The organism is Roseateles oligotrophus (genome assembly GCF_014204525.1).
GTDB classification, from domain to species: domain Bacteria; phylum Pseudomonadota; class Gammaproteobacteria; order Burkholderiales; family Burkholderiaceae_C; genus Paucibacter_A; species Paucibacter_A oligotrophus_A.
Map to the genome: position 1 here is coordinate 427,864 of NZ_JACHLP010000003.1, position 21,952 is coordinate 449,815.

The window sequence follows — 21,952 nt, forward strand, 5'->3', positions numbered from 1 at the left end:
AAAGCGGGGGGTGTGCGCAAAGCGCCCGCCTGCCAGGCCGGGCCGGACTCAGCGGCTTTGCGGCATCACGAACTCGGCCCCCTTGGCCACGCTGGCGGGCCAGCGTTGCATGATGCTTTTCTGCTTGGTGTAGAAGCGCACGCCCTCCTCGCCATAGGCATGCATATCGCCGAACAAGCTCTTCTTCCAGCCGCCGAAGCCCTGCCAGGCCATGGGCACGGGGATGGGCACATTGATGCCCACCATGCCGACCTGGACGCGGCGGGCGAATTCGCGCGCCACATTGCCGTCGCTGGTGTAGCAGGCCACGCCGTTGCCGAATTCATGCGCGTTGACCAGGTCCAGCGCCTGGGCGAAGTCGGGCACCCGCAGGCAGGCCAGCACCGGGCCGAAGATCTCTTCCTTGTAGATGCGCATCGTGGGCTGGACGTGATCAAACAAGGTGCCGCCGGTGAAGAAGCCTTGCTCAAAGCCCGCCACCTGGTGGCCGCGGCCGTCCACCACCAGGCGGGCGCCCTCGGCCACGCCGGTGGCGATGTAGTTTTCGATGCGCTCACGCGCCTCGGCCGTGACGATGGGGCCCATCTCGGCGTCCAGCTCCATGCCGTTCTTGATCTTCAGGCTGCGGGCGCGCTCGGCCAGGCGGGGCACGATCTTGTCGGCCACATCGCCCACCAGCACCGCCACCGAGATCGCCATGCAGCGCTCGCCGGCCGAGCCATAGGCCGCGCCGATCAGGGCGTCAACGGTTTGCTCGATGTCGGCGTCCGGCATCACCACCATATGGTTCTTGGCCCCGCCCAGAGCCTGCACCCGCTTGCCTTGCGCCGCGCCGGTCTGGTAGATGTACTGAGCAATGGGGGTGGAGCCCACAAAGCTCAGCGCCTTCACATCGGGATGCTGCAAGAGGCCGTCGACGGCCAGCTTGTCGCCCTGCAAGACGTTGAAGACGCCATCCGGCAGGCCGGCCTGCTTGAGCAGATCGGCGACAAATAAGCTGGGCGAAGGGTCGCGCTCGCTGGGCTTCAAGATGAAGCAATTGCCGGTGACCAGCGCCATGGGCGCCATCCACATCGGCACCATGAAGGGGAAGTTGAAGGGCGTCACGCCCGCCACCACGCCCAGGGGCTGGCGCAGGGTCCAGTTGTCCATGCCGGTGGAGACCTGGTCACTGAAGTCGCCCTTCAGCAGCTGCGGTGCGCCGCAGGCAAATTCGACGATGTCGATGCCCCGCGCCACCTCGCCCAGGGCGTCGGTGAAGACCTTGCCATGCTCGGCGGTGATCATGGCGGCCAGGGCGTCCTTGTTTTGATTCAACAACTCCAGGAACTTGAACATCACCCGCGCCCGGCGCAGCGGCGGTGCATCGGCCCAGGCCGGGAAGGCGGCTTGAGCGGCAGCCACGGCGGCGTTGACATCCTCCTGGCTGGCCAGTTGCACCTGGCGGGCGACGGCGCCGGTCGCCGGGTTGTAGACGGCCTGGCGGCGGCCCGAAGTGGCGGCCTGCGGCCGGCCGTTGATGAAATGGCTCAGCTCGGCCGTGCGGGTGTAGGGGGCGGTTGGGTTCGTCATCAAGGTCTCCAGAATGGGCCAAAGTCTAGGCAGGGGGGGCTCATCTGCCAATCCATTCCCGCCGATTTGATTGTTCGATAATCCGAACAATCATGAGCAAGCCCCCCAGCAAAAGCGCCGAAATCCGCCACGATGTGCTGTGGGGCCAGCTGCATGCCCTGACGGTGATCGCCCAGCTGGGCAGCTTCACCCAGGCGGCCCAGCGCCTGGGCCTGTCCAAGGCGGCGGTGAGCCAGCGCATCGCCGAGCTGGAGCGGGCCATGGGCCAGACCCTGGTGGCGCGCACCACCCGTTCGGTACGCCTGAGCGAGGCCGGCCAGCGCCTGGTGGCGGAGACCGAGGCCAGCTTTGCCCACATCACCCGCAGCCTGGGCGCGGCGCGCGACGCCGTGGGCCAGGCCCGCGGCCTGATCCGCCTCAGCGCGCCGGTGGCCCTGGGCCGCCAGCATGTGGCACCCCTGCTGAACAGTTTTTTCAAGCGCTATCCCGAGATCCGGGTGGAGCTGGACCTGTCCGACCGCCTGGTGCCGCTGACGCAGGAGGGCTTTGATCTGGCCATACGCCACACCAGCGCCCCGCCCGACAGCCATGTGGCCTTCAAGCTCTGCGCCTCGCGCGCCCTGCTGCTGGCCAGCCCGGCCTATCTGCAGGCGAACCCGGCGCTGCAACACCCCGAGGACTTGGGCCGGCATGCCTGCTTGGCCTATCTGCGGCCGGGACCGGCGGTCTGGTTGTTTGAACACCGCTCGGCGAACGCGCAGCGCCAGCGCATCCCCGTCCAGGGCCCGCTGCGCGCCGGCAATAGCGAGATCCTGCGCGACGCCGCCCTGGCCGGCCTGGGCCTGGCGCTATTGCCCGACTTCAGCGCCGCCCAGGCCTTGCGGCGCGGCGAACTGGTCGAGGTCTTGATCGACTGGCGGCCGGTAGGCTTTTTCGGCGATGCCGTCTACGCCATCCACCCCTGGAGCAGCACGACGCCCCGGCCGGTCAAGCTGCTGATCGAGCATCTGCAGCAGGGTTTGAAGAGCGGCTTTTGAGCTGCTCCAGCCAATCGGCGGGACAATACGGCCATGAGTTCACCCAAGCCCCCTCGCCCGCCCTCCCCACACCGAGCGGCCGCTGGTCGCCCCGGCCCCAAGGGCCCGCGCCCTGCCCAGGCGCCCAAAGTCCCCCCCGCAGCCAAGCCGCAAATCCAGCCGCTCAACGAGGCGGAGATGGCCCAGCTCGAACAGCTGCTGGACCGCGTGCCCGCCCCGCTGGAGCCGCTGGACATCGGCATGCTGGACGGCTATCTGGTCGGCGTGCTCTTGCAGCCCAAGGCCGTGCAGGCTTTTCAGTGGACGCGCTATGTGCTGGACAGCGAGGGCAGGCCCCTGCCCGAGGGCTTCGACAGCCGCCCGCTGCTGACCCTGGTCAAGCGCCGCTACCAGGAGCTGAACCAGGCCATCACCCAGCGCCAGTGGTTCGACCCATGGGTGTTCGAGCTGGCCTTTGACGAAGACGACGAAGAGGCCGACGAGGACCCCAATCCCTCCGAGCTGGTGTTCTCCTGGGTGGCGGGCTTTGCCCTGGCCACCGACGTCTTCCCCGATCTCTTGCGCGAGGATGCGGCCGATCTGCTGGAGCCCCTGGCCAGCCTCTTCATGCATCTGGACCCCGAGGATCTGGAAGACGCCGACGATTTGCTGGAGGAAATCGAGACCCTGGAGCCGCCCAAGGATGCGAGCGAGGCGGTGGAGAGCCTGGTCGTCGCCACGCTGATGCTGGCCGACGTCAGCCGGCCGCAGCCCAAGACCGCCGCGCCGCAGCGCCCGCCGGCCCGCCGCGGGCCACCGCCGAGAAATCGAACCCGCTAAATCAGTTGGGGACAGAGCTACTCGGGGCTACCCTCGGGCGGTCTGTCCCGCAATGTCATTGGCTGAACAAGCGGGCTGCATGCAAGCCCAAGCCCGTGGCCACCGAGGCAAAGCGGTCGCCGCGCACCTGGGTGGCCTGCGGGTAATCGGCCGCGATGCGCTCGGCCAGCAGGCGCAGGCCGGTGGAGCCGCCGGTGAAGTAGAGCGCGTTGATCTGCTCGGGCTTCAAACCGGCCTGGGCCACGGTCTCGCGGCCGGCCTGGACGATGCGGCCGATATCGCCGTCCAGCGCCGCCACCGCCACCTGTTCCGACAACTCAATCTTCAGCCCGGTCTCGACCACGCCCAGATCGATGACGGTGTCGCCACCGCCCGAGACGGCGATCTTGGCACCCTCGGCGCGTGCCGCCAGCTCATGGCCCAGATGGTCTTCCACCACCGTCATCAGGCGCTGGTGATGCTGCAGATTGCCGTAGAAGCTGCGCATATTGCGCAGCTCGGCGACGCGCTGCGGGCTGTAGACGGTGTTGATCAGATGCCAGGTGGCGAGGTCGAAGTAGACGCCGCTGGGCACCTCGCGCGCCGGCGAACCCACGCGCTGCGGGCCCATGGAACGGTAGCCAAACTCGCGCAGCACGCTGGCCAGTTCGACGTGGCGGTCGAAGTCGGTGCCGGCGATGTGGACGCCGTGATTGGCCAGGATGTCCTCGCGGCGGTCCAGGCGCTGGGCGCGCTGCGGGCCCACGCGCACGACGGAAAAGTCCGAGGTGCCGCCACCGATATCCGCCACCAGCACGATCTGCTCCTGGCTGCACTGGCTTTCAAAGTCGAAGGCCGCGGCAATCGGTTCGAACTGGAAGAACACCTCGTCAAAGCCGGCCGCATGGGCGGCGGCCTCCAGCGAGGCCTGGGCCGCAGCGTCGCGCGCGGGCTCGCCGTCCACAAAAAACACCGGTCGGCCCAGCACCACTTTGTTGAGCGGCGCGGCAGCACCGGCGGCCAGGGCCTTGCTGCGCAGACGCTTGAGGTAACCGGCCAGGATGTCGGCATATTTGACGCCGCGGCCAGCGCCCACATCGGTGCTCTGGTCGATCAGGCCCGAGCCCAGGATGCTCTTCATCGAGCGCATCAAGCGTCCGTCCGCACCCTCGATATAGGCGGCCACGGCCGCGCGGCCGAAGGCGCGCGGCGGGCCGTCGGCATCATGCTTGCCGTCGGCGTAATAAAACACCGCCGTGGGCATGGTCAGATGGCCGGGCTCCAGCTCCACCAAGGCCATGCGGGCTGAGCCCGGCGCAGCGGGGCTGGGAATGGCGATGGCCGAATTCGAGGTGCCGAAGTCGATGGCGCAGAAAGAAGATGGAGTGGACAAGGGCGTGCAGGCTGGAATTCTTGGGAGGGGCGCGATTGTAGAGGGCACCCCGCCCCGGCCGGCCTGCCCGTTCAGCCGCGCGGGCCGTAGAAGCTGAAATCCATCTCCGGGCGGCGGCCCGCCATCAGCTCGGCCAGGGCCAGGCCGGAGCCGGCGCCATGGGTCCAGCCCAGGGTGCCGTGGCCGGCATTGATCCACAGATTGCCGGCCTTGCGGCTGCGGCCGATGTAGGGGATGTTGGTCGGCGTGCTGGGGCGCAGGCCGGTCCAGTAATTGCGCTCGCTCAGGTCGGCCACGCCGGGGAAGAGCTCCTCATAACGGCGCACCAGAGCGTCACAGCGCACCTTGGCCGTGGGGCTGTTGAGATTGGTGTCAAAGCCCACCAACTCGGCCGTGCCGGCGATGCGTATGCTGTCGCCCAGACGGGAGATGGCGATCTTGCGCGTGTCGTCCAGCAGGCTGACCACGCTGGCGGCCGCGGGTTTTTTCAGCTTCAGCGTGGCGGAATAGCCCTTGGCCGGGTAGATATTGAGGAACTCGCCCAGGGGTTTGAGCAGGGCCGGGGTGTAGGAGCCCATGGCCGCCACAAAGGCGTCGGCCTTGAGGTCTTGCTTGGCGCCGGTCAGCAGAGAAGCGATCTGCACTTGGTCGATCGCATCGCCCTGGCGTGACAGCGCCAGCACCTCATGCTCCCACAGGAACTGGGCACCGCGCTGCTGACAGAGCTTGGCCAGCTTCTGGGTGAACACGCAGGCGTCGCCCGACTCGTCGCTGGGCGTGAAGGTGCCGCCGTGGATATTGGCGCCGAAGGCGGCCAGGGCCGGTTCGACCTTGAGCACCTCGTCGCGGCTCAGGACGCGGCGGTCCACGCCGTGGCGGCGCATCACCTCGGCGCCGGCCGCACCGGCTTCAAAGTCGGCCTGCGAGGAGAAGAAATGCAGGATGCCGCGCTCCAGGCGCTCGAATTCAATACCGGTCTTGGCCGCCAGCAGCTTGTGATTGGCGTGGCTGTAACGGCCCAGCTGCACGAGTTGCTCGACATTGCGCTCGAAGGCGGCGGTCGTGCATTGGGTCAGGAAGGACAGTCCCCAGATCCACTGCTTGGGGTCCAGCTTGGGGCGGAACAGCAGGGGCGAGTCGTCGCGCATGAGCCATTTGGCCACCTTGAAAGGGGCGCCGGCATTGGCCCAGGGCTCGCAGAAGCTGACGGAGATCTGCGCTCCGTTGGCAAAGCTGGTCTCCAGCGCGGCGTCTTTCTGACGATCCACGACGATCACCTCATGCCCCTGCTCCAGCAGATACCAGGCGGTGCTCACGCCGATGATGCCGGCTCCCAGGACAACAACTTTCATTGCAACAACTCCATAGACATAGATATCAAGAATTCTTTTCGGCTCAGGCCAGCGGCCTTAAAGCCAGTTGCAGGCCCAGCACCCACATCAGCAAGGCCACCAGTGCATCGATGGCACGCCAGACCCAGGGCTTGCGCAAGGCCTCGGCGGCGGCCGCCGCACCAAAGCCCAGCAGGCTGAACCACATCAGCGAGGCCAGGCTGGCGCCCAGGGCAAAGGCCCAGCGCTGCCCGGCCGCGATCTGCGCCCCCAGCGTGCCCAGCAAGACCACGGTGTCCAGATAGACATGGGGGTTCAGAAAAGTCAGCGCCGCGGCCGTCAGCAGCGTGGCGCGCAAGGCGCTCGCATTCGCGCCGGCCTGCAGGGCCGCGCCGCCCGCCCAGGCTCGCTGCGCGGCGCGCAGGCCGTAAAGAATCAAAAAAGCAGCACCACCCCAGCGGAACAGATTCAGCACCCAGGCATTGCTGGCGATCAGCGCGCCCAGGCCGAACACGCCCAGGCAGATCAGCAACACATCGGCGACGGTGCAGAACAAGACCACCGGCGCCACATGGCTGCGCATCAAGCCCTGGCGCAGCACCAGCGCGTTCTGCGCGCCAATGGCCATGATCAGGCTGGCCCCGGTGAGCCAGCCCTGCATCAGCAAATGGAATGGGAGGGGCTGCTCGGGCGTCATTGGGCGCGGATTGTCGGCAGGATCAGGGCAAACTAGAAGACGGATTCATATCTCTAGTCGTACATTAGCAAGACTTATGAAAGACCTCGACTCCTCCGCCCTCGATTGCCTGGCCGCCTTGGCCGACGAGCGCAGCTTCGAGCGCGCCGCCCAGCGCCTGGCCATCACGCAGAGCGCCGTCTCCCAGCGCCTGCGCAGCCTGGAGGCCCAGGTCGGCCAGTTGCTGGTCGTGCGCTCGCGGCCGCTGCGCCTGACCGAGCCGGGCAAGGTGCTCTTGCGCTACGCCCGCCAGCTGCAGGCCCTGCGCACCGATATGGCCCGCGAGCTGGGCAGCCGGACCGCCGGCAATGAGCGCATAGGCATTGCCGTCAACGCCGACAGCCTGGCCACCTGGGTGTTGCCGGCTCTGGACGGCGTGGTGCAGGCCGGCCTGAAGGAAGGCTTCGGCCTGGAGTTGGTGGTGGACGATCAGGACTTCACCCACGACTGGCTGCGCCAGGGCGAGGTGCTGGGCTGCGTCAGCACGGTGCGCCAGGCCTTGCGCGGCTGCGTGGTCCAGGCCCTGGGCGTGATGCCTTATGTGGCGGTGGTGAGCCAGGCCTATCTGCAAGCCCGGCTGCCCGCGGGCCTGAATGAGTCCAGCTTCGCCAACACGCCCTTCCTGGTCTACAACCGCAAGGACGACACGCCGGCGCTGTGGGTCAGCAAGGCCCTGGGCCTGCGCAGCCCGCGCCTGCAGGAACGCTATGTGCCTTCCAGCGAAGGCATCGTCCGCGCCGCCCTGATGGGCTGGGGTGTGGGCGTGGTGCCCGAGTTGCAGGTGCGCGGGCTGGTAAGCCGCGGCGAGCTGATTCAGCTGCGGCCCGAGGTGGGCGTGGACGTGGCCCTGTACTGGCACCAGTGGAAGCTCTTGTCGGAATCTTCCGCCGCGCCGGCCCGCGTGGCCTTGCTGGACCTGATTGGTCAGGCCCTGGCAGCAGGCGCCAAGAAGGCCCTGATTTGAGGGGTGCCTCGTGACATTTTCCCAACTAAGCCCAAATTCACCCCCAGCTTAGGGATTCGCGCAGTCATCGCCTGAAGCACACTGAACTCGCCAGGACCAGATCGCAACAAAGCGACGCCAGCAGCAGTTTGAGACAAGCGAGGTTTGATATGCGATTCACGCCATCACTGCGATTCTTCCGCCGCAACCCCGCCACCTCGCCCGAAGCCGACCCCGCCGATATGGGCACAGCCTTCGGCATGGAAGCCAGCCTGGACGGCAGCGAGGACTATCGCTACGCCAGCGTGGAACCCGAGCTGGAGTCCCAGCGCCTGGCGCGCACGCAGGAGTCGCCGCTGGCCTGGCTCAGCGCCAAGCGGCATAACTGAAGATCAGCGGATCAGCAGCACCGGCTTGCTGCAGTTGGCCATGACCTTGGTGGCCACCGAGCCCAGCACCAGATTGCGCAGGGCGCTCTGGCCGTGCGAACCCAGGATCAGCAGGTCAAAGTCGCCCTTCTCGGCCGTGGCCGCGATCACCTCGCCGGCCGCGCCGACCTTGGAGACAAACTCGGCCTGGATGTTTTGCTTCTTGAAGAAGGTGCGCAAGGTCTTCAAGACCTTTTCGCTTTCGTCCTGGTAGTAGCCCTTCAGGACTTCCTTGTCCAGCACCGCGGCGGCGCGCGGCGGCACGGCGGGCACCACATGCAGCACGGTGTATTGATGGGCATCGCCCAGCCATTCATCATGGGCGGCCAGATAGGCCAGCATACGCTTGGTGTAACTGCTACCGTCGACGGGTACGAGAATCTTCATGGACTTTGCCTCCTTGGCTTGACGAAGCCGTTAGCGTGGGGCCAGTCTGGCAGGAATCAAGCCGCCAAGCTTGATCCGCATCAATCAAAAACCGCGATCTGTGCGCGTGGCGCAAAACCCGCCGGCTCGCCCTTGCGGCCATGGCCGCGGGCATTGCAGACCACCCGGGTCGAGCGCCCGTCGGCATGCATCACTCGGTAGTCGCTTTGGCAATGCAGATGGCCGTGCAACCACAGGCGGGCGCCGGGCAGCAAGGCCTCGTCGTCGTTGCAGAAGCTGGCCGTGCCGGGCTGCTTGCCGTAACGCGGGTCGGCGCTGCGCAGCGAGGGGGCGAAATGGGTGATGACCACGGTGGCCTCCCAATCCGGGCCTTGCTCACCCCGGGCCAGCTCGGCGGCCAGCCAGTCGCGGCAGCGCAGGCCTTGCTCGCGCACGGCGGCGGCGTCAAAGGGCGCGCCATGGCGGCTGGCACCCATCACTTTTTGGAAATAGCCGGCGGCCCGCATGGCGCGCTCGCGCTGGCTGGCGCCGAAGGTATCGAAATCGCTCCAGCGCGTGCTGCCCAGAAAGCGCACCCGGCGGCCCTGGGCGTCGCTGCGTATGCAGGTGCTATCGTCCAACAAGGTGAAGCCCAGCTGCGCGGACAGCTCGTGCAAGCCGGCCCGAGCCTGATCGAAATCGCGCCCGTCGTACTCATGGTTGCCGGGCACGAACAAGACGGGCACGGGCCAGTCTTTGAAGCGATGCAAGGCCTGCCAGCCGCTGTCGATATCGCCGGCCAGCACCAAAAGCTCCGCACCCTCGGCCGGCTCGGGGTCGAAGGTCTCGGTTTCCAGATGAAGATCGGACAGCAGTTGCAGGCGCATAGAGGAGCGATCACGCGCCCGTCACTCGTCAGTTGGCCCCATGGCACTGCTTGTACTTGCGCCCCGAGCCGCAATGGCAGGGGTCGTTGCGGCCTAACTTCGGGCCTTCGCGGCGCAGGGTCTCGACGCGGTAGCGCTGCTCCTGCGTCAGGTCGCAGAGGTCGGCCACGGTCACCACCATCTCTTCGATGGCATCGTCCAGATCCTTGAGCGGATGTTCGCGGTCCAGGGTGGCGACCACTTCTTTTTCTTCCGGCGTCTCGGCCGGCAGATGGCGGTAGAGGCGGGCCAGGGCCGTCATCACCGCATCGTCGTCCATCTCGGACAACTCAGGGAAGCACAGCGCTGCATGTTGAAAGCCGGCCACCCAGGGCATCAGGGTGCGCGATATCAGGCTCATGCCGTCGTAGGTGGCGCGGGCAGCGGCCTGCTCGGGGTCTTCGTCGGCGGCGGGGGCGGCGGCTTGCTCACCCTCGGCTGCTTCGCTCAGGTCCAGCACGACGGGGTCAAACCAGCCATCCTCCACCATGGCGCGGTTCAGCGCGGCATGGCGTCTCTCGGTCAGTTCGCGGATGCGGGCCAGCCAGGTCTGGTCAACTTCCTCGGGCAGCATGCCGCCGTCGTAGTCAAAGATATTGGGCAGCCATTCATCGATGTCGATCAGGCGCGGTTGCACCAGCACACCGCAGAGATAACCGTCCAGCATGGAGGCATCCAGGGCTTGCAGGGGTGCCGGTGTGGTGGCAAGAAGTTCGTCGAGTTCGGCGAACTCGGATTCGGTCAGGTCTAGGCTCATGGCCCGATTGTCGCCGCAGATCGCCAATTTGCGGCGCCCGCCCGACCTCAAGCGGGCGGCAGCGGCTGGGACAACTGGGCTTGCTGGGCCTGGCGCGCCGCCTCGATCAGACGCTCACGCATCCAGCGCTGGGCGCTGCGGCTCTCGCTGCGCAGATGCCACAGCATGTCCACATTCACCTTGGACAGCGCCACCGGCAGCGGCCGCTCCAGCAACTGCGCCTGGTAGCCCGTGGCCTCGACAAAGGTAGCGGGCAGGACGGTCAGCAGATCGGACTGCGCCACCACCCGCCCGGCGGTGAAGAATTGGTTCACCGTCAGCACGATGCGGCGGCTGCGGTTCAAGGCATTCAAGGCCTCGTCCACAAAGCCATGGGGCCGGCCGGAGAAGCTGACCAATAGATGGTGGGCCGCGCAGTAAGCATCCAGATCCAGCGGCTGCTGGCTCAGGGGATGATCGCGGCGCATCACGCAGACGTACTCGCTGTCGTACAGGCGATGCTGACGTATCGGCGACTGATTGCCCTGCGACTGCAGGGCCGCCACCGCGCTGGGAAAGTAGCCCACGGCAAAATCCACCTCGCCCTGCTCCAGCAGCGTGCGCGGGTCGCGGGTGGTCAGCGGCAGCACATGGACATTGGCCAGGGCGCGCGCTTCTTCCAGCTGAGCCACCAGAGGCGGCAGCAGCAGGGCGGCGGTGGCATCGGCCATGGCGATGCGGAAGGTGTATTCCTCGATCTCGGGCCTGAAGTCGCCCGGCACCAAGAGCGTCTGCAAGCGCTGCAGGATCAACCTGAGCTCGGGCCACAGACCTTCGGCCCGCGAGGTGGGCTTCATGCCAAAGGCCTGGCGGACAAACAACTCTTCGCCCAAGGCCTCGCGCAAGCGCTTGAGCGCATGGCTGACGGCCGGCTGGCTCATGGCCAGGCGTTCGGCGGCACGGGTCAGATTGCGCTCGGCCATCACGGCATCGAAGACCCGCAGCAGGTTCAGATCCAGATTCAGGAAGTTCATTGAGCCGCTCCGCCTGGGTTTTCAGGGCTTGCTTGGTGACGTTATGCGCTCCATTTATATCTTAGATTCAAACAATTCATTGGCGACATTCCTAGGGTAAACCCCATAATTCGCCCATCGGTTCAAGAAACCACCCATCACCGCAGTCCGATTGCCCAGATAACGCCGACCCGTCCTCTGATCAACGAACTCAAATCAAGGAAGAGAATCATCATGAGCGTCGCTACCCAAACCTTCGGCCGTCCCCTCAGCTACAACGTTCGCAACAATGTGCGTCACGGCGGTTCCGTGGCCTCCATCGGCGCCCGCGTCTGGCTGCGCCTGATTGCGTCGGTCAAGGCCCGCATGGCCGCCGCCGCCGATGCCCGCGCCGAGCGTGAAATCCTGGCCCTGGCCAAGGAATACGAAAGCAGCATGCCTTCCTTCGCCGCCGAACTGCGCGCCGCTTACTGCCGTCGCTGATTCAAGACCCGGGCGCCAAGCAGGCGTTCGGCTCTGGTCCGGTCCACCGGACAAGGCGAAGAAAAAGCCCGCCCGATTGTTCAATCGGCGGGCTTTTTGTTTGGCGACTTTACTTTTTGCTGGCACCAACAGCCGGCCTCCACCGGGGAGGCCAGCGGTCCAAGCGGTTTACTCCGCCTGCAGGCGTGCCTCGATGCTGGCCTTGGTAGCGGGCAGCTCGGCCGGCAGGTGGTAGGCCAGTTGCTGGAACAGCTCATCGTGCAGCTTCATCTCGGTCGCCCAGGCGGCCTTGTCGATGTAGGTGGTGATGTCGAACTGCTCTTGGCTGAAGTTAAGGCCCTGCCAGTTGATGTCCTGATAGCGCGGGGTCACGCCGAAGGCGTGCTCGACACCCTGGCCCTGGCCTTCAACGCGGTCCAGCATCCACTTCAGCACGCGCATATTCTCGCCATAGCCGGGCCAGACGAACTTGCCGTCGGCGCCCTTGCGGAACCAGTTGACGCAGTAGATCTTGGGCAGCTTGGCACCCGTCGTGGCGCACAGGGCTTGCAGCTTCTTGCCCATGTCCAGCCAGTGCTGGAAGTAGTCCGCCATGTTGTAGCCCATGAAGGGCAGCATGGCGAAGGGGTCGCGGCGCACCACGCCTTGCTGGCCGGCGGCGGCGGCGGTGGTCTCGGAGCCCATGGTGGCGGCCATGTAGACGCCTTCCACCCAGTCGCGCGCCTCGGTCACCAGGGGCACGGTGGTGGAGCGGCGGCCACCGAAGATGAAGGCATCGATGGGCACGCCGGCGGGGTTGTCCCACTCGGGGTCCAGGGCCGGATTGTTGACGGCCGAGACGGTGAAGCGCGCGTTCGGGTGGGCGGCCTTGGCGCCGGTTTCCTTGGCAATGGCGGGCGTCCAGTCCTGGCCCTGCCAGTCGATCAGGTGGGCGGGCGGCGTGTCGCTCATGCCTTCCCACCACACATCGCCATCGTCGGTCAGCGCGACATTGGTGAAGATGACGTTCTTGTTCAGGCTGGCCATGCAGTTGAAGTTGGTCAGCGTGTTGGTGCCCGGCGCCACGCCGAAATATCCCGCCTCGGGGTTGATGGCGTAGAGGCGGCCATCGGCGGCCGGCTTGATCCAGGCGATGTCGTCGCCGATGGTGGTGACCTTCCAGCCCTCGAAGGCGGCCGGCGGGATCAGCATGGAGAAATTGGTCTTGCCGCAGGCGCTGGGGAAGGCGGCGGCGAAGTGGTACTTCTTGCCCTCGGGCGAGGTCACGCCCAGGATCAGCATGTGTTCGGCCAGCCAGCCTTGGTCGCGACCCATGGTGGAGGCGATGCGCAGGGCGAAGCACTTCTTGCCCAGCAAGGCGTTGCCGCCATAGCCCGAACCGTAGGACCAGATTTCGCGCGTTTCGGGGAAATGCACGATGTACTTGGTCTTGTTGCAAGGCCATTTCACATCGGCCTGGCCGGCTTCCAGCGGCGCGGCCACGGTATGCACGCAGGGCACGAAGACGCCGTCTTCACCCAGCACATCCAACACGGCACGGCCCATGCGGGTCATGGTGCGCATATTGACGGCCACATAGGGGCTGTCCGACAGCTCCACGCCGATATGGGCGATGGGCGAGCCGATGGGGCCCATGCTGAAGGGCACGACGTAGAGGGTGCGGCCCTTCATGGCGCCCTTGAACAAGGCCTTGTCCCCGGTCTGCAGCAGCTCGCGCATCTCGGCCGGAGCCATCCAGTTATTGGTCGGGCCGGCATCTTCCTTCTTGGCCGAGCAGATGAAGGTGCGGTCCTCGACGCGGGCAACGTCGCTGGGGTCGGAGCAGGCCAGATAGCTATTGGGGCGCAGCTCGGGGTTGAGTTTCCTGAAGGTACCGGCAGCCACCAGCTGGGCGCAGAGGCGGTCGTACTCGGCCTCACTGCCGTCGCACCAGTAAACATCGCGCGCCTGCGTCAGCGCGGCGACCTCGGCCACCCAGGCGATCAAACGCTGGTGTTTCACATAGGCCGGCACATTCAAGCGCAGGCCTTCCATCACGGGCTGATTCATAGCTTTCCCAATCAAAGTTAAGTCGTATTGGGTCAAGCTCGTCAGCAGGCACTCACCTCAACGGTCAGCGCTGCAGGTCGGGCCTGACCCAATGCAGCTCATGGCTTCGCCCAGGATGGCGATTCGAAGCAGAGAGAAAAAAGGCAAAGCCGACGCGGGATGAGGTTCGGTCTTCAACAATCTTGGGCACCCGGTGAGGTGCCGCAGCTTCGATTGTCACCCCAATGTAACCATGCCGTAACTCGCACAGAGCCTGGGTTTATGCATTTGCCGAATGAAGTTATGCCCGAGTCTGCATTTATTCGCGGCTTGGGCGGGGAGGCATTGATCTGAAAGCTATCTACAGAAACCCTAGGCCCCGCCACCGCTTGCGCCCCAATTGAGCCTTAGCATGCGCGGAACTTTGACAAGGGCGGGAGGAGCCAGAACATGCAAGACATCAAGTGCCCGCACTGCGGGAAGGCCTTCAAGATCGATGAGACCGGCTATGCCGACATCCTGAAGCAGGTGCGGGACGGCGAGTTTGAGCAGCAGTTGCACGAGCGGCTGGAGTTGGCGGAGCAGGACAAGCGCAATGCCGTCGAACTGGCCACCACCCAGGTCGCCGCTGAATTGAAGATGGCCGCCGCCACGAAAGATGCCGAGATTCAGAACCTGCTGGCCAGGCTCGATGCCAAGGAGCTCGCGCAAAAGCTGGCCGTGGCCCAAGCGCTCAGCACGGTGGAAAAGGAACGCGACGGGCTCGCGAATGAACTCGCGCAGGCCAGGCATGACAGGCAATCAGCGAGCAAGCTTGCCGAGGCGACGCTGATGAACGAGCTGCAAAAAGCCGCCGCCGCCAAGGACGCCGAGATCCAGGGTTTGCGGGCCAGGCTCGATGCCGTGGCGCTGAGCCAGCAGCTGGCGATCTCGGAGGCGGTCGGCCCGGTCGTGAAGGAGCGCGACGAGTTGAAGAACGGGCTCGAGCGTGCAGCGCTGGAAAAACAACTCGCCGAGAAGTCGCTCAAGGACAGGTACGAGACGCAGATCAAGGATCGCGACGATGCGATCGAGCGCCTGCGGGATATGAAGGCCCGCCTGTCCACCAAGATGGTGGGCGAAACCCTCGAGCAGCATTGCGAGACCGAGTTCAACCGCATCCGGGCGACGGCCTTCCCCAAGGCCTATTTCGAGAAGGACAACGACGCGCGCAGCGGCAGCAAGGGCGACTACATCTTCCGCGACCTGGATGCGGCGGGCACCGAGATCGTCTCCATCATGTTCGAGATGAAGAATGAGAGCGACCGCACGGCGACGAAGAACCGGAACGAAGACTTCCTCAAGGAACTCGACAAGGACAGGACGGAGAAGGGCTGCGAGTACGCGGTCCTGGTCTCCCTGCTGGAGCCCGAGAGCGAGCTCTACAACACCGGCATCATCGATGTGTTCCACCGCTACCCGAAGATGTACGTCGTGCGGCCACAGTTCTTTCTGCCCATCATCACGCTGCTGAGAAATGCGGCGCTGAACTCGCTCAAGTACAAGTCCGAGCTGGCCCTGGTCAAGGCGCAGAACATCGACATCACCAAGTTCGAAACCGAGCTTGATTCATTCAAGACCGCATTCGCGCGCAACTACGACTTGGCCTCCGGGCACTTCCAGAAGGCCATCGCAGAAATCGACAAATCCATCGACCACCTGCAAAAAACCAAGGATGCGCTCTTGGGCACCGACCGGAATCTGCGGCTGGCCAACGACAAGGCACAAGACGTGACGATCAAGAAGCTGACGCGGGGCAACCCGACGATGGCGGCCAAGTTCGCGGAGCTGAAGGATCGCGGCCCAGGCCTTCCTGAGTGAGGCTGCGGCGGCTCAGGCCAGCGCCTCCCCCCGCAGCGCACTCAGCAGCAAGGGCCATAGCGCCTGATGCGACTGGCGGAACCAGTCGAGATGGCCGATGCTGCGCAAGCCGTGTTCATCGGGCCGAATCTGGTGAGCGACGCTGGGGGCGGCGGGCAAGGTGCGCAGCAGGTCTTGCACGGTCACGGTATTCGCAATGTCGTCGTCCGAGGCATAGAGCACCGTGATGGGCGTGCGCACCTGGGCGTGGAAGTCGGCTGCGGCCTGCAGGCGCACGGCATTGGTGGCGTAGCCGCCCGCCGCGCACCACTGACCCCATTGGCGGGCAACGGCGGCCGGCAGGTTCTCGCCCAGGCCTAACCAGGAGGTCGGTGCATAGCCCAGCACCCGCGTGCCCAGGGGTATCAGCAGGCCCAGGCCCAGGCGCGCCTTCAGCGCAAAAGCGGGCCGCATGCCGCCGAACCAGCCGGTGGAAGCGGCCACGCCCACCAGGCGGGCGATGCGTTCGTGCTTGGGCAGCAGGCCAATCATCTGCCCGCCCGCGCTATGGCCCAGCAACAAGGCCTGGTCGGCCCCGCTGCGTTCCAGCAAATACTGCAGGGCGGCGACCTGGTCCAGGCGACCCCAGTCCAGCAACTGCGCCTTGCAGGCCGACAGCTTGCCCTCCAAGGACAGGCCGATGCCGCGGTAGTCGAACACCAGCACCTCGTAGCCATGGCCGGCCAGCCAATCGGCAAAGCGCCAGTAGAAATGCTGCTTCACCCCGGTGGCGGGGGAGAGCAAAACCGGCTGCGCCTGAGGCTCGCCCCGGGCCGCGAACACATGGGCTTGCAAGCGCTGGCCGTCGGCACAAACCAATTCCACAGGCTCGGGTTTGGACAGGGCCGGCCTGGGCGAGGCCGTCGATGACTTGCTCATCCTCATTCATCCTCTCCCAGGTTTTGCACATGCTCCAGCCAGCGGGCCACGGTCTGCAACTCGGCCTCGCTGAAGGACTGCGCCAGGCGCTCGTTGATATGGCCCAGGGCCTTGCGCAGCGCGGGCAGTTGTGCACGCCCGGCCTCGTTCAGCCAGACCCGCTGGGTGCGGGCATCGAGCTCGCAGGCCTGCCGCCGCAACCAGCCCAGCGCCTCCATGCGCTGCACCAGGCCAGACACGGCCGAGGGCGCCAGATCCAGCTGCTGAGCGATCTCACCCATGGTCACACCGTCCTGGCGCGCCAGGATGAAGAGCAGGCCGCCCTGCACCGGCGAGGGCGCGCTTTGCCCCTGCCGCGCCGCACGGGCCTGCTCGGCCGCCATCCATTGCTGCAGCCGGCGCTGGGCACTACCCAGCAGAAAAACAAAACGAGCGGTGGCCGAGATGCACTCCAGATTTATTTCGCATACGAAGTATATGCAGCCTCTTCAAGCCCAGCACTGGAGTTCGGCCCCTAAAAACGTGTTTGCGCCCCCCCCTGATCCAGCGCCCGCCTGGGCCAGAATCGTCACCAGAATTCCAAGCTTTGGCCCTGACAATGGAGCGGATGCGATTCATGCCAACCTCAGCGCTGCGACCCGATCCCATGCCGGCCCGGCAAGCCCTGCGCGCGGGCATGACCCCGGAGTTGCGGGCTCGATGAGCGCGCTCGCCCTCGACGTTAGGTCCGCTGCGCAAGCAGATCGCCGGCGCCCGGGGCAAGCCCTGCTGCTCTCCTTGCTGCTGCATGGGCTGATTCTGAGCCTGTCTTTCGGCGGCCCGGGCCTGGGCCTGCCCGGCCTGAGCCTGCCCTGGCAGGAGCGGCGGGCCGAGGTGCCGGATCTGCGGGTGGTCCTCGCTCCGCCCACGGCGCCGGCGCCAGCACCCGCTCCCGCCGAAGCAACCGCGCTCCCGGAAGTGCGCCCCGCTGCGCCCACTCCGACCCCGGCGCCCATAGCCAAAGCCCTGCCGCTTGAAACGGTGGCCGAAGCCCCTGTATCGCTAGCGCCAGCACCCGTTCCACCGCCCGCCCCTGCCCTGCCCCCGCTGATCGCCATGGCCAAGACCGAGGCCGCCAGCTGGCTCGTCCCGCCCGCGCCCCTGACCCCGGTGCCCAGCGCGCCCAGCCCTCAGCTCGCGGCGTCCGCCCCGCCTGAGCCCAGCGAAGACGCCGCCGCACAAGCGCTGCGGCAACAACAGCAATTGAAGCAACAAGCCTTGCTCGCCGCCGCCAAGCTGGAGGCCGAACGCCAGGCCGCGGCCAAGCAGGAATTGGCGACGCGCGAGGAAGCCGCCAGACAAGAAGCCATCAAGCAAGAGCAGGCCAGGCAAGAGGCCGCCCGTCAAATGGCCGCCAAACAGGAAGCAAGGCAGGAAGCCGAACGGCTGGAGGCGGCACGGGCAGAGGCCGCCAAACTTGAAGCCGAACGCCAGGCGGCAGCCAAGCTGGAAGCCGCGCAGCAGGAGGCCGCCCGACAGGAAGCGGCCCGGCAAGCCGCTGCGACGGCAGCGGCGGCAACTGCAGCGGCAGCCAACGCCGCCAAGCAAGAAGCCGCACGCCAGGAAGCCGCCAGGCAGGAGGCCGCGGCTCGCCAAGCCGCGGCGGCCAGGGCCGAGGCCGCGCGTCAGGAAGCGATCAAGGCGGAAGCCGATTTGCGCGAGGAAAAGCTCAAGGCCATAGGCCGCCAGCTCAACGAAGAAGCCGCCAGGCGCGATGCCGCGGCGGCCGCCGCAGCCAAGCGCCAAGACCCGCTGGCCGGCCCCTCGGCCAGCCCCCTGCGCCGCGGCCGCATGTTCGGCCGCATCGACTCGAATGCCGAGATGCAGCTCTACGCCGAGGCCTGGGCACGCAAGATCCAGCTCAACCGGACTTTTGAGATGGTGCGCGAGGCGGCCAAACAGCCCCATATCGCCCCCCTGGTGACCGTCGCGATCCGCGCCGACGGCTCGGTGGAGTCCATCACCTTTGTCCGCTCCAGCGGCGTGCCGGCCATCGACGAGGCCGTGCAACGCATCATCCAGAGCCAGGCCAATTACCCGGCCTTCACGCCCGCCCTGGCACGCGACTACGACGTGATCGAAATCCGCCGCAGCTGGCACTTCGATATGGCGGTCCGTTTGCAGTAGTTGGCGCGCGAAGAGCTCAGCCCCTCAGCCTGGGCTTCCGTCCCAGCAGCACCCACAAAAACGCTTCGCCGAAGCGCCCGCTATCGGCAGCAGGCTTGTGCATCTGGCGCAGCTCCAGCACTTGCAGCACCGGGGACCAGATGGCGCGCAGCTGTGCCTCGGTATAGCCCAGGCCGCCGCCCAGGCTGTGGCGGGCGTAGACCTCGGCGTCGCTGAAACCGCTGCCACCTTCCGGGCGGAAAGCACAAAGCCCAAACCAGCCACCGGGTTTGAGCGCGCGCAGCACCCGCGCCACATAGGTAGCGCGCCGATGCGGAGCGATGTGATGGAAGCAGCCGGAGTCGTAGATGAAGTCATAGCCGGCTTCGGGCAGGGCCAGCTCAAAGAAATCACCCTGCCGCAACCCCACCTCGGCGCCCGAAGCCGCCACCCGTTCCTTGGCCCAGGCGATGGCTTGGGCGGAATAGTCCAAGGCATCGACATGGAATCCGCTGCGCGCCAGATGAATGGCATTGCGCGCATTGCCGCAGCCCAGGTCCAGGGCACGGCCTCGGCCGGCGGGGATCAGTGCCTCGTCAGCGAGCCAGGCCGCCAGGCTCTCGTCCGGCTGCTCGCCGAAGAAGGGGCAGGGCTTGCTGCGGTCCTGGTAAAAGGCGTCCCAACGTGGGCTGTCCTGGGCCTGGAGCGAGGCGTCCAGCACGCGCAGATCCGCCTCGCTCAGGGCGCCGAAGTCTTGCAGCGAGTGACTCGCATCTGGTGTTATGAGCATCATCTTGAAGGCTTGTTTCGTCATCCTTGCCGGCCTCAGTATGCCTGCTGCCGCCGCGTCTTTACGGCGCCGGAACCGTAGCGAAACAACGTTATGAATTCCCACCAAACCGGCCCACCCACATACGGCGACAATCCCCCCATGGCTCAAGGAAAACGGATTTCTGCAGACATTGACGGCGAAGCCCTCCAGGCGATCAAGGACCTGGGCGCGGCCGCAAGGCAAGCGCGCACGCGTGCGGGCGAGGGCCAGGCCGCCGCCGCCGCGCGCCTGGGCGTGCATGTGCAGACCATAGGCCGCATCGAGGCCGGCGAACCCGGCGTGGCCATCGGCCATGTGATGGGCCTGCTGGCGCTCTACGGCATCAAGACCCGGCTGCAAACGGCTGACGACCCGAGCTGAGCCCGCCCGTGCTGGCCGAGTTGCGGGCCGCGCTGGACGCCGAGCTGGCGGCCACGCCCGAGTATTACGACTTCAAGGTGCTGCGCAGCGAGCGCGACGGCTCGCTCTGGCGCGTCACCCTGGTGCCCGGCTATGTGTTCGCCGAGGGCCAGCGCCCTGGCCAACACTCTGCCCAAGCCCTGCTGGACGACAGCCTGGACGGTGCCTCCGCCTGGTGGGGTGCGCCGCTCAAGGGCGGCGCCAGCGTGCTGGCCGTGGTGCCCGAGGACGAGCAGCTGGTGCTGCAAAACGCCAGCAGCCCGCCGCCGGGTGCGGACTGCCTGATCCGCCTCTACCCCACCCGCTATCTGAACGCCCTGGCCGACGCCTGGTGGGACACACCCTGGGCCGAACGCGCCCTGGCCTGCCTGCCCGATCTGGCCCGGCCGCAGGCGCTCGACACCACCGCCCCGCCCCTGAGCGGCGCCCCCTTCCGCTGGCTGCGCAGCGCCCAGCGCCAGGCGCTGAGCCTGGTCGAGCACAGCAGCGCCTTTTTGTGGGGCCCGCCGGGCACCGGCAAAACCACCACCCTGGGCGTGCTGCTGGCCGAGTATCTGGACAGCCGCCCCCAGGCCCGCGTGCTGCTGCTGTCCACCACCAACCAGGCGGTGGACCTGGCCACCCTGGCCGTGGACAAGGCCTTGCAGAAAGGCCGGCGCGAGCATTGCCGCGCCGCCGTGCAACGCCTGGGCACCCGCTTCGACGCCGCCGCCTACGCCGGCCGCGAGCACCTGACCCCCCCCGGCGACCAAGGCCTGATCACCCGCTTGGCCCGCGCCGAGGCCGCCCGCCCCACGGCCCGCGACGCCGCCGCACTCAAGGCCTGGGCCGAGCGTGTGGCCGGGCTGCGCGAGCAACTGCGCGCCGCCAGCCTGCAAGTGCTGCAGCGCTGCCGCCTGGCCAGCATGACGACGACCCGCGCCGCCTTCACGCTCAAGACCCTGCGCGAACTCTCGCCCGATGGGGAGCCGCCCTTTGACCTGCTGGTGTTTGACGAAGCCAGCCAGCTCAGCCTCGCCCACGCCCTGGCCCTGATGCCGCTGGGCCGTGCCCGGCTGTTTGCGGGCGACCCGCAGCAGCTCTCGCCCGTACAGCGCAGCCCCGACCGGGCTGCGCGTAAATGGCTGGGTAGATCAGCGTTCTCTGAGAAGCCGCGCCAGGGCCCCTCGGTCGCGCTGCTGGACGAGCAATCGCGCATGGCCGGGCCCATCAGCGCGCTGGTCAGCGATCTGTTCTACGAGGGCGCGCTGCGCGTGGCGGCCGACGCGCAAGCCGCCCCCGCCTGGGCCCAGGCCCGCCGCCGCGCCCTAGGCGACATCGGCGCCGACACCCATGTGCATGTGCATCGCTTGCAGACCAACGGCGCCTGGTCCGCCGCCGAGCGCGGGCCGCTGCGGGCCGAATCCGCCGAGGCGATTGCCAGCACGGTGGCCGCCGCTCTGGGCCTGGGCAATGGCGATGAAGCCGGCGCCTGGCAGCCCCACGAGCTGATCGTGCTCACTCCCTTCCGCGCCCAGCGCGCGCTGATCCGCCAGCACCTGCGGGCACATGGCGTGCCCGAATCCGTCAAGGTCAGCACCGTGCATCGCGCCCAGGGCAGCGAGGCGCCGGTGCTGTTCTTCGACCCGGTGGACGGCAGCCAGCCCTTTTTGCAGACCGAGGAAGCGCAGCGCCTGATCAATGTGGCGCTCAGCCGCGCCCAGGCCAAGATCCTCGTCTACCTGTCGCCGGCCGACGCCGCCAACCCCTTGCTCGCCCCCATCGTGCAGCGCCTGCGCCTGGCCGGCGATGCGCGCGCGGTCACGCCCCTGCTGGCACTGGCCCGCCAGCCCGACTTCCCCGCCAACACCCTGGGCCGCCGCGTCAGCGCCGGCCGCCACACCGGCGAAGTCAGCCACCTCAGCCCCGACGGCCAGGCGCTCTGGCTCATCAATGAACGCAGCGGCGCGAGCCAGGCGATTGATGTGGGGTTTTGGAGGAGGAAGGCGGGGGAGACCACATAAGCGCC

Annotated in this window: 21 protein-coding genes; 9 read left to right on the forward strand and 12 right to left on the reverse strand. The window is 66.8% G+C overall.

The window, feature by feature from the left end; genetic code table 11:
* Window positions 1–48: 48 nt before the first annotated feature.
* Window positions 49–1,572 carry a CoA-acylating methylmalonate-semialdehyde dehydrogenase gene (locus HNP55_RS09580; protein WP_184298611.1) on the reverse strand — a complete coding sequence of 508 codons (1,524 nt, stop codon included), beginning with the start codon at window positions 1,570–1,572 and terminating at the stop codon, window positions 49–51.
* A 92-nt stretch (window positions 1,573–1,664) separates the two neighbouring features.
* Between HNP55_RS09580 and HNP55_RS09585 the strand changes: the two genes are divergently transcribed.
* Window positions 1,665–2,609: a LysR family transcriptional regulator gene (locus HNP55_RS09585; RefSeq protein ID WP_184298613.1), complete on the forward strand. Its 945-nt coding sequence runs from the start codon at window positions 1,665–1,667 to the stop codon at window positions 2,607–2,609.
* Window positions 2,610–2,786: 177 nt separating this feature from the next.
* On the forward strand, window positions 2,787–3,428 hold the full coding sequence (locus tag HNP55_RS09590) for a YecA family protein (RefSeq protein ID WP_184298615.1): 642 nt from the start codon (window positions 2,787–2,789) through the stop codon (window positions 3,426–3,428).
* 55 nt (window positions 3,429–3,483) lie between these two features.
* On the opposite strand, the gene HNP55_RS09595 is transcribed toward HNP55_RS09590, so the two are convergent.
* The 3 genes from HNP55_RS09595 to HNP55_RS09605 form a co-directional block, all read right to left on the reverse strand.
* Complete coding sequence (locus HNP55_RS09595) at window positions 3,484–4,800, reverse strand: Hsp70 family protein (protein WP_184298617.1); 1,317 nt, start codon at window positions 4,798–4,800, stop codon at window positions 3,484–3,486.
* Between the two features lie 71 nt (window positions 4,801–4,871).
* Window positions 4,872–6,152, reverse strand: a complete 1,281-nt coding sequence (locus HNP55_RS09600; protein ID WP_184298619.1) for a D-amino acid dehydrogenase — start codon at window positions 6,150–6,152, stop codon at window positions 4,872–4,874.
* 43 nt (window positions 6,153–6,195) lie between these two features.
* Window positions 6,196–6,792 (reverse strand): LysE/ArgO family amino acid transporter, encoded by a 597-nt coding sequence (locus HNP55_RS09605; protein WP_246448302.1) that lies wholly within the window; start codon window positions 6,790–6,792, stop codon window positions 6,196–6,198.
* 112 nt (window positions 6,793–6,904) lie between these two features.
* Between HNP55_RS09605 and HNP55_RS09610 the strand changes: the two genes are divergently transcribed.
* Entirely contained in the window at window positions 6,905–7,831 is a 927-nt protein-coding gene (locus tag HNP55_RS09610) for a LysR family transcriptional regulator ArgP (RefSeq protein WP_184298623.1), read from the forward strand.
* 149 nt (window positions 7,832–7,980) lie between these two features.
* Window positions 7,981–8,199 (forward strand): hypothetical protein, encoded by a 219-nt coding sequence (locus tag HNP55_RS09615; protein ID WP_184298625.1) that lies wholly within the window; start codon window positions 7,981–7,983, stop codon window positions 8,197–8,199.
* A gap of 3 nt (window positions 8,200–8,202) precedes the next feature.
* Here HNP55_RS09615 and HNP55_RS09620 read toward each other — a convergent pair whose 3' ends face one another.
* The 4 genes from HNP55_RS09620 to HNP55_RS09635 all read right to left on the reverse strand — a co-directional run bounded on the left by HNP55_RS09620 (window position 8,203) and on the right by HNP55_RS09635 (window position 11,300).
* Window positions 8,203–8,625, reverse strand: coding sequence for a universal stress protein (locus tag HNP55_RS09620; RefSeq protein ID WP_184298627.1), 423 nt, complete (start codon window positions 8,623–8,625; stop codon window positions 8,203–8,205).
* An 80-nt stretch (window positions 8,626–8,705) separates the two neighbouring features.
* Entirely contained in the window at window positions 8,706–9,491 is a 786-nt protein-coding gene (locus tag HNP55_RS09625) for a metallophosphoesterase (RefSeq protein WP_184298629.1), read from the reverse strand.
* 28 nt (window positions 9,492–9,519) lie between these two features.
* Window positions 9,520–10,287 carry a YecA family protein gene (locus HNP55_RS09630; protein ID WP_184298631.1) on the reverse strand — a complete coding sequence of 256 codons (768 nt, stop codon included), beginning with the start codon at window positions 10,285–10,287 and terminating at the stop codon, window positions 9,520–9,522.
* A 47-nt stretch (window positions 10,288–10,334) separates the two neighbouring features.
* Complete coding sequence (locus HNP55_RS09635) at window positions 10,335–11,300, reverse strand: LysR family transcriptional regulator (RefSeq protein WP_184298633.1); 966 nt, start codon at window positions 11,298–11,300, stop codon at window positions 10,335–10,337.
* A 213-nt stretch (window positions 11,301–11,513) separates the two neighbouring features.
* On the opposite strand from HNP55_RS09635, the gene HNP55_RS09640 reads away from it, so the two are divergent.
* The gene (locus HNP55_RS09640) at window positions 11,514–11,762 is read left to right on the forward strand and encodes a hypothetical protein (RefSeq protein WP_124449895.1); all 249 of its coding nucleotides are present in this window, start codon (window positions 11,514–11,516) and stop codon (window positions 11,760–11,762) included.
* 168 nt (window positions 11,763–11,930) lie between these two features.
* Here HNP55_RS09640 and HNP55_RS09645 read toward each other — a convergent pair whose 3' ends face one another.
* Entirely contained in the window at window positions 11,931–13,811 is a 1,881-nt protein-coding gene (locus HNP55_RS09645) for a phosphoenolpyruvate carboxykinase (GTP) (protein WP_184298635.1), read from the reverse strand.
* Between the two features lie 429 nt (window positions 13,812–14,240).
* Here HNP55_RS09645 and HNP55_RS09650 point away from each other — a divergent pair, with 429 nt between their 5' ends.
* A complete protein-coding gene (locus HNP55_RS09650) occupies window positions 14,241–15,650 on the forward strand; it encodes a DUF2130 domain-containing protein (RefSeq protein ID WP_184298637.1) in 1,410 nt (469 codons plus the stop codon).
* 12 nt (window positions 15,651–15,662) lie between these two features.
* Here HNP55_RS09650 and HNP55_RS09655 read toward each other — a convergent pair whose 3' ends face one another.
* Window positions 15,663–16,568 (reverse strand): alpha/beta fold hydrolase, encoded by a 906-nt coding sequence (locus HNP55_RS09655; protein ID WP_184298639.1) that lies wholly within the window; start codon window positions 16,566–16,568, stop codon window positions 15,663–15,665.
* Between the two features lie 2 nt (window positions 16,569–16,570).
* Window positions 16,571–16,951: a MarR family winged helix-turn-helix transcriptional regulator gene (locus HNP55_RS09660; protein WP_184298641.1), complete on the reverse strand. Its 381-nt coding sequence runs from the start codon at window positions 16,949–16,951 to the stop codon at window positions 16,571–16,573.
* A gap of 316 nt (window positions 16,952–17,267) precedes the next feature.
* Between HNP55_RS09660 and HNP55_RS09665 the strand changes: the two genes are divergently transcribed.
* Window positions 17,268–18,734 carry a TonB C-terminal domain-containing protein gene (locus tag HNP55_RS09665; protein WP_184298643.1) on the forward strand — a complete coding sequence of 489 codons (1,467 nt, stop codon included), beginning with the start codon at window positions 17,268–17,270 and terminating at the stop codon, window positions 18,732–18,734.
* A 16-nt stretch (window positions 18,735–18,750) separates the two neighbouring features.
* Here the strand turns inward: HNP55_RS09665 and HNP55_RS09670 are convergent, their stop codons facing one another.
* A complete protein-coding gene (locus HNP55_RS09670) occupies window positions 18,751–19,503 on the reverse strand; it encodes a class I SAM-dependent methyltransferase (protein ID WP_184298645.1) in 753 nt (250 codons plus the stop codon).
* 141 nt (window positions 19,504–19,644) lie between these two features.
* Between HNP55_RS09670 and HNP55_RS09675 the strand changes: the two genes are divergently transcribed.
* Window positions 19,645–19,905 carry a helix-turn-helix domain-containing protein gene (locus tag HNP55_RS09675; RefSeq protein ID WP_184298647.1) on the forward strand — a complete coding sequence of 87 codons (261 nt, stop codon included), beginning with the start codon at window positions 19,645–19,647 and terminating at the stop codon, window positions 19,903–19,905.
* 8 nt (window positions 19,906–19,913) lie between these two features.
* A complete protein-coding gene (locus HNP55_RS09680) occupies window positions 19,914–21,947 on the forward strand; it encodes an AAA domain-containing protein (protein WP_184298649.1) in 2,034 nt (677 codons plus the stop codon).
* Window positions 21,948–21,952 lie beyond the last annotated feature (5 nt).

Coding starts and splice junctions, on each gene's coding strand:
- HNP55_RS09580 (WP_184298611.1), bottom strand. CDS start 1,572: ATGACGAACCCAACCGCCCCCTACACCCGCACGGCCGAGCTGAGCCAT.
- HNP55_RS09585 (WP_184298613.1), top strand. CDS start 1,665: ATGAGCAAGCCCCCCAGCAAAAGCGCCGAAATCCGCCACGATGTGCTG.
- HNP55_RS09590 (WP_184298615.1), top strand. CDS start 2,787: ATGGCCCAGCTCGAACAGCTGCTGGACCGCGTGCCCGCCCCGCTGGAG.
- HNP55_RS09600 (WP_184298619.1), bottom strand. CDS start 6,152: ATGAAAGTTGTTGTCCTGGGAGCCGGCATCATCGGCGTGAGCACCGCC.
- HNP55_RS09605 (WP_246448302.1), bottom strand. CDS start 6,792: ATGCAGGGCTGGCTCACCGGGGCCAGCCTGATCATGGCCATTGGCGCG.
- HNP55_RS09610 (WP_184298623.1), top strand. CDS start 6,905: ATGAAAGACCTCGACTCCTCCGCCCTCGATTGCCTGGCCGCCTTGGCC.
- HNP55_RS09615 (WP_184298625.1), top strand. CDS start 7,981: ATGCGATTCACGCCATCACTGCGATTCTTCCGCCGCAACCCCGCCACC.
- HNP55_RS09620 (WP_184298627.1), bottom strand. CDS start 8,625: ATGAAGATTCTCGTACCCGTCGACGGTAGCAGTTACACCAAGCGTATG.
- HNP55_RS09625 (WP_184298629.1), bottom strand. CDS start 9,491: ATGCGCCTGCAACTGCTGTCCGATCTTCATCTGGAAACCGAGACCTTC.
- HNP55_RS09630 (WP_184298631.1), bottom strand. CDS start 10,287: ATGAGCCTAGACCTGACCGAATCCGAGTTCGCCGAACTCGACGAACTT.
- HNP55_RS09635 (WP_184298633.1), bottom strand. CDS start 11,300: ATGAACTTCCTGAATCTGGATCTGAACCTGCTGCGGGTCTTCGATGCC.
- HNP55_RS09640 (WP_124449895.1), top strand. CDS start 11,514: ATGAGCGTCGCTACCCAAACCTTCGGCCGTCCCCTCAGCTACAACGTT.
- HNP55_RS09645 (WP_184298635.1), bottom strand. CDS start 13,811: ATGAATCAGCCCGTGATGGAAGGCCTGCGCTTGAATGTGCCGGCCTAT.
- HNP55_RS09650 (WP_184298637.1), top strand. CDS start 14,241: ATGCAAGACATCAAGTGCCCGCACTGCGGGAAGGCCTTCAAGATCGAT.
- HNP55_RS09655 (WP_184298639.1), bottom strand. CDS start 16,568: ATGAGCAAGTCATCGACGGCCTCGCCCAGGCCGGCCCTGTCCAAACCC.
- HNP55_RS09660 (WP_184298641.1), bottom strand. CDS start 16,951: ATGGCGGCCGAGCAGGCCCGTGCGGCGCGGCAGGGGCAAAGCGCGCCC.
- HNP55_RS09665 (WP_184298643.1), top strand. CDS start 17,268: ATGAGCGCGCTCGCCCTCGACGTTAGGTCCGCTGCGCAAGCAGATCGC.
- HNP55_RS09670 (WP_184298645.1), bottom strand. CDS start 19,503: ATGCTCATAACACCAGATGCGAGTCACTCGCTGCAAGACTTCGGCGCC.
- HNP55_RS09675 (WP_184298647.1), top strand. CDS start 19,645: ATGGCTCAAGGAAAACGGATTTCTGCAGACATTGACGGCGAAGCCCTC.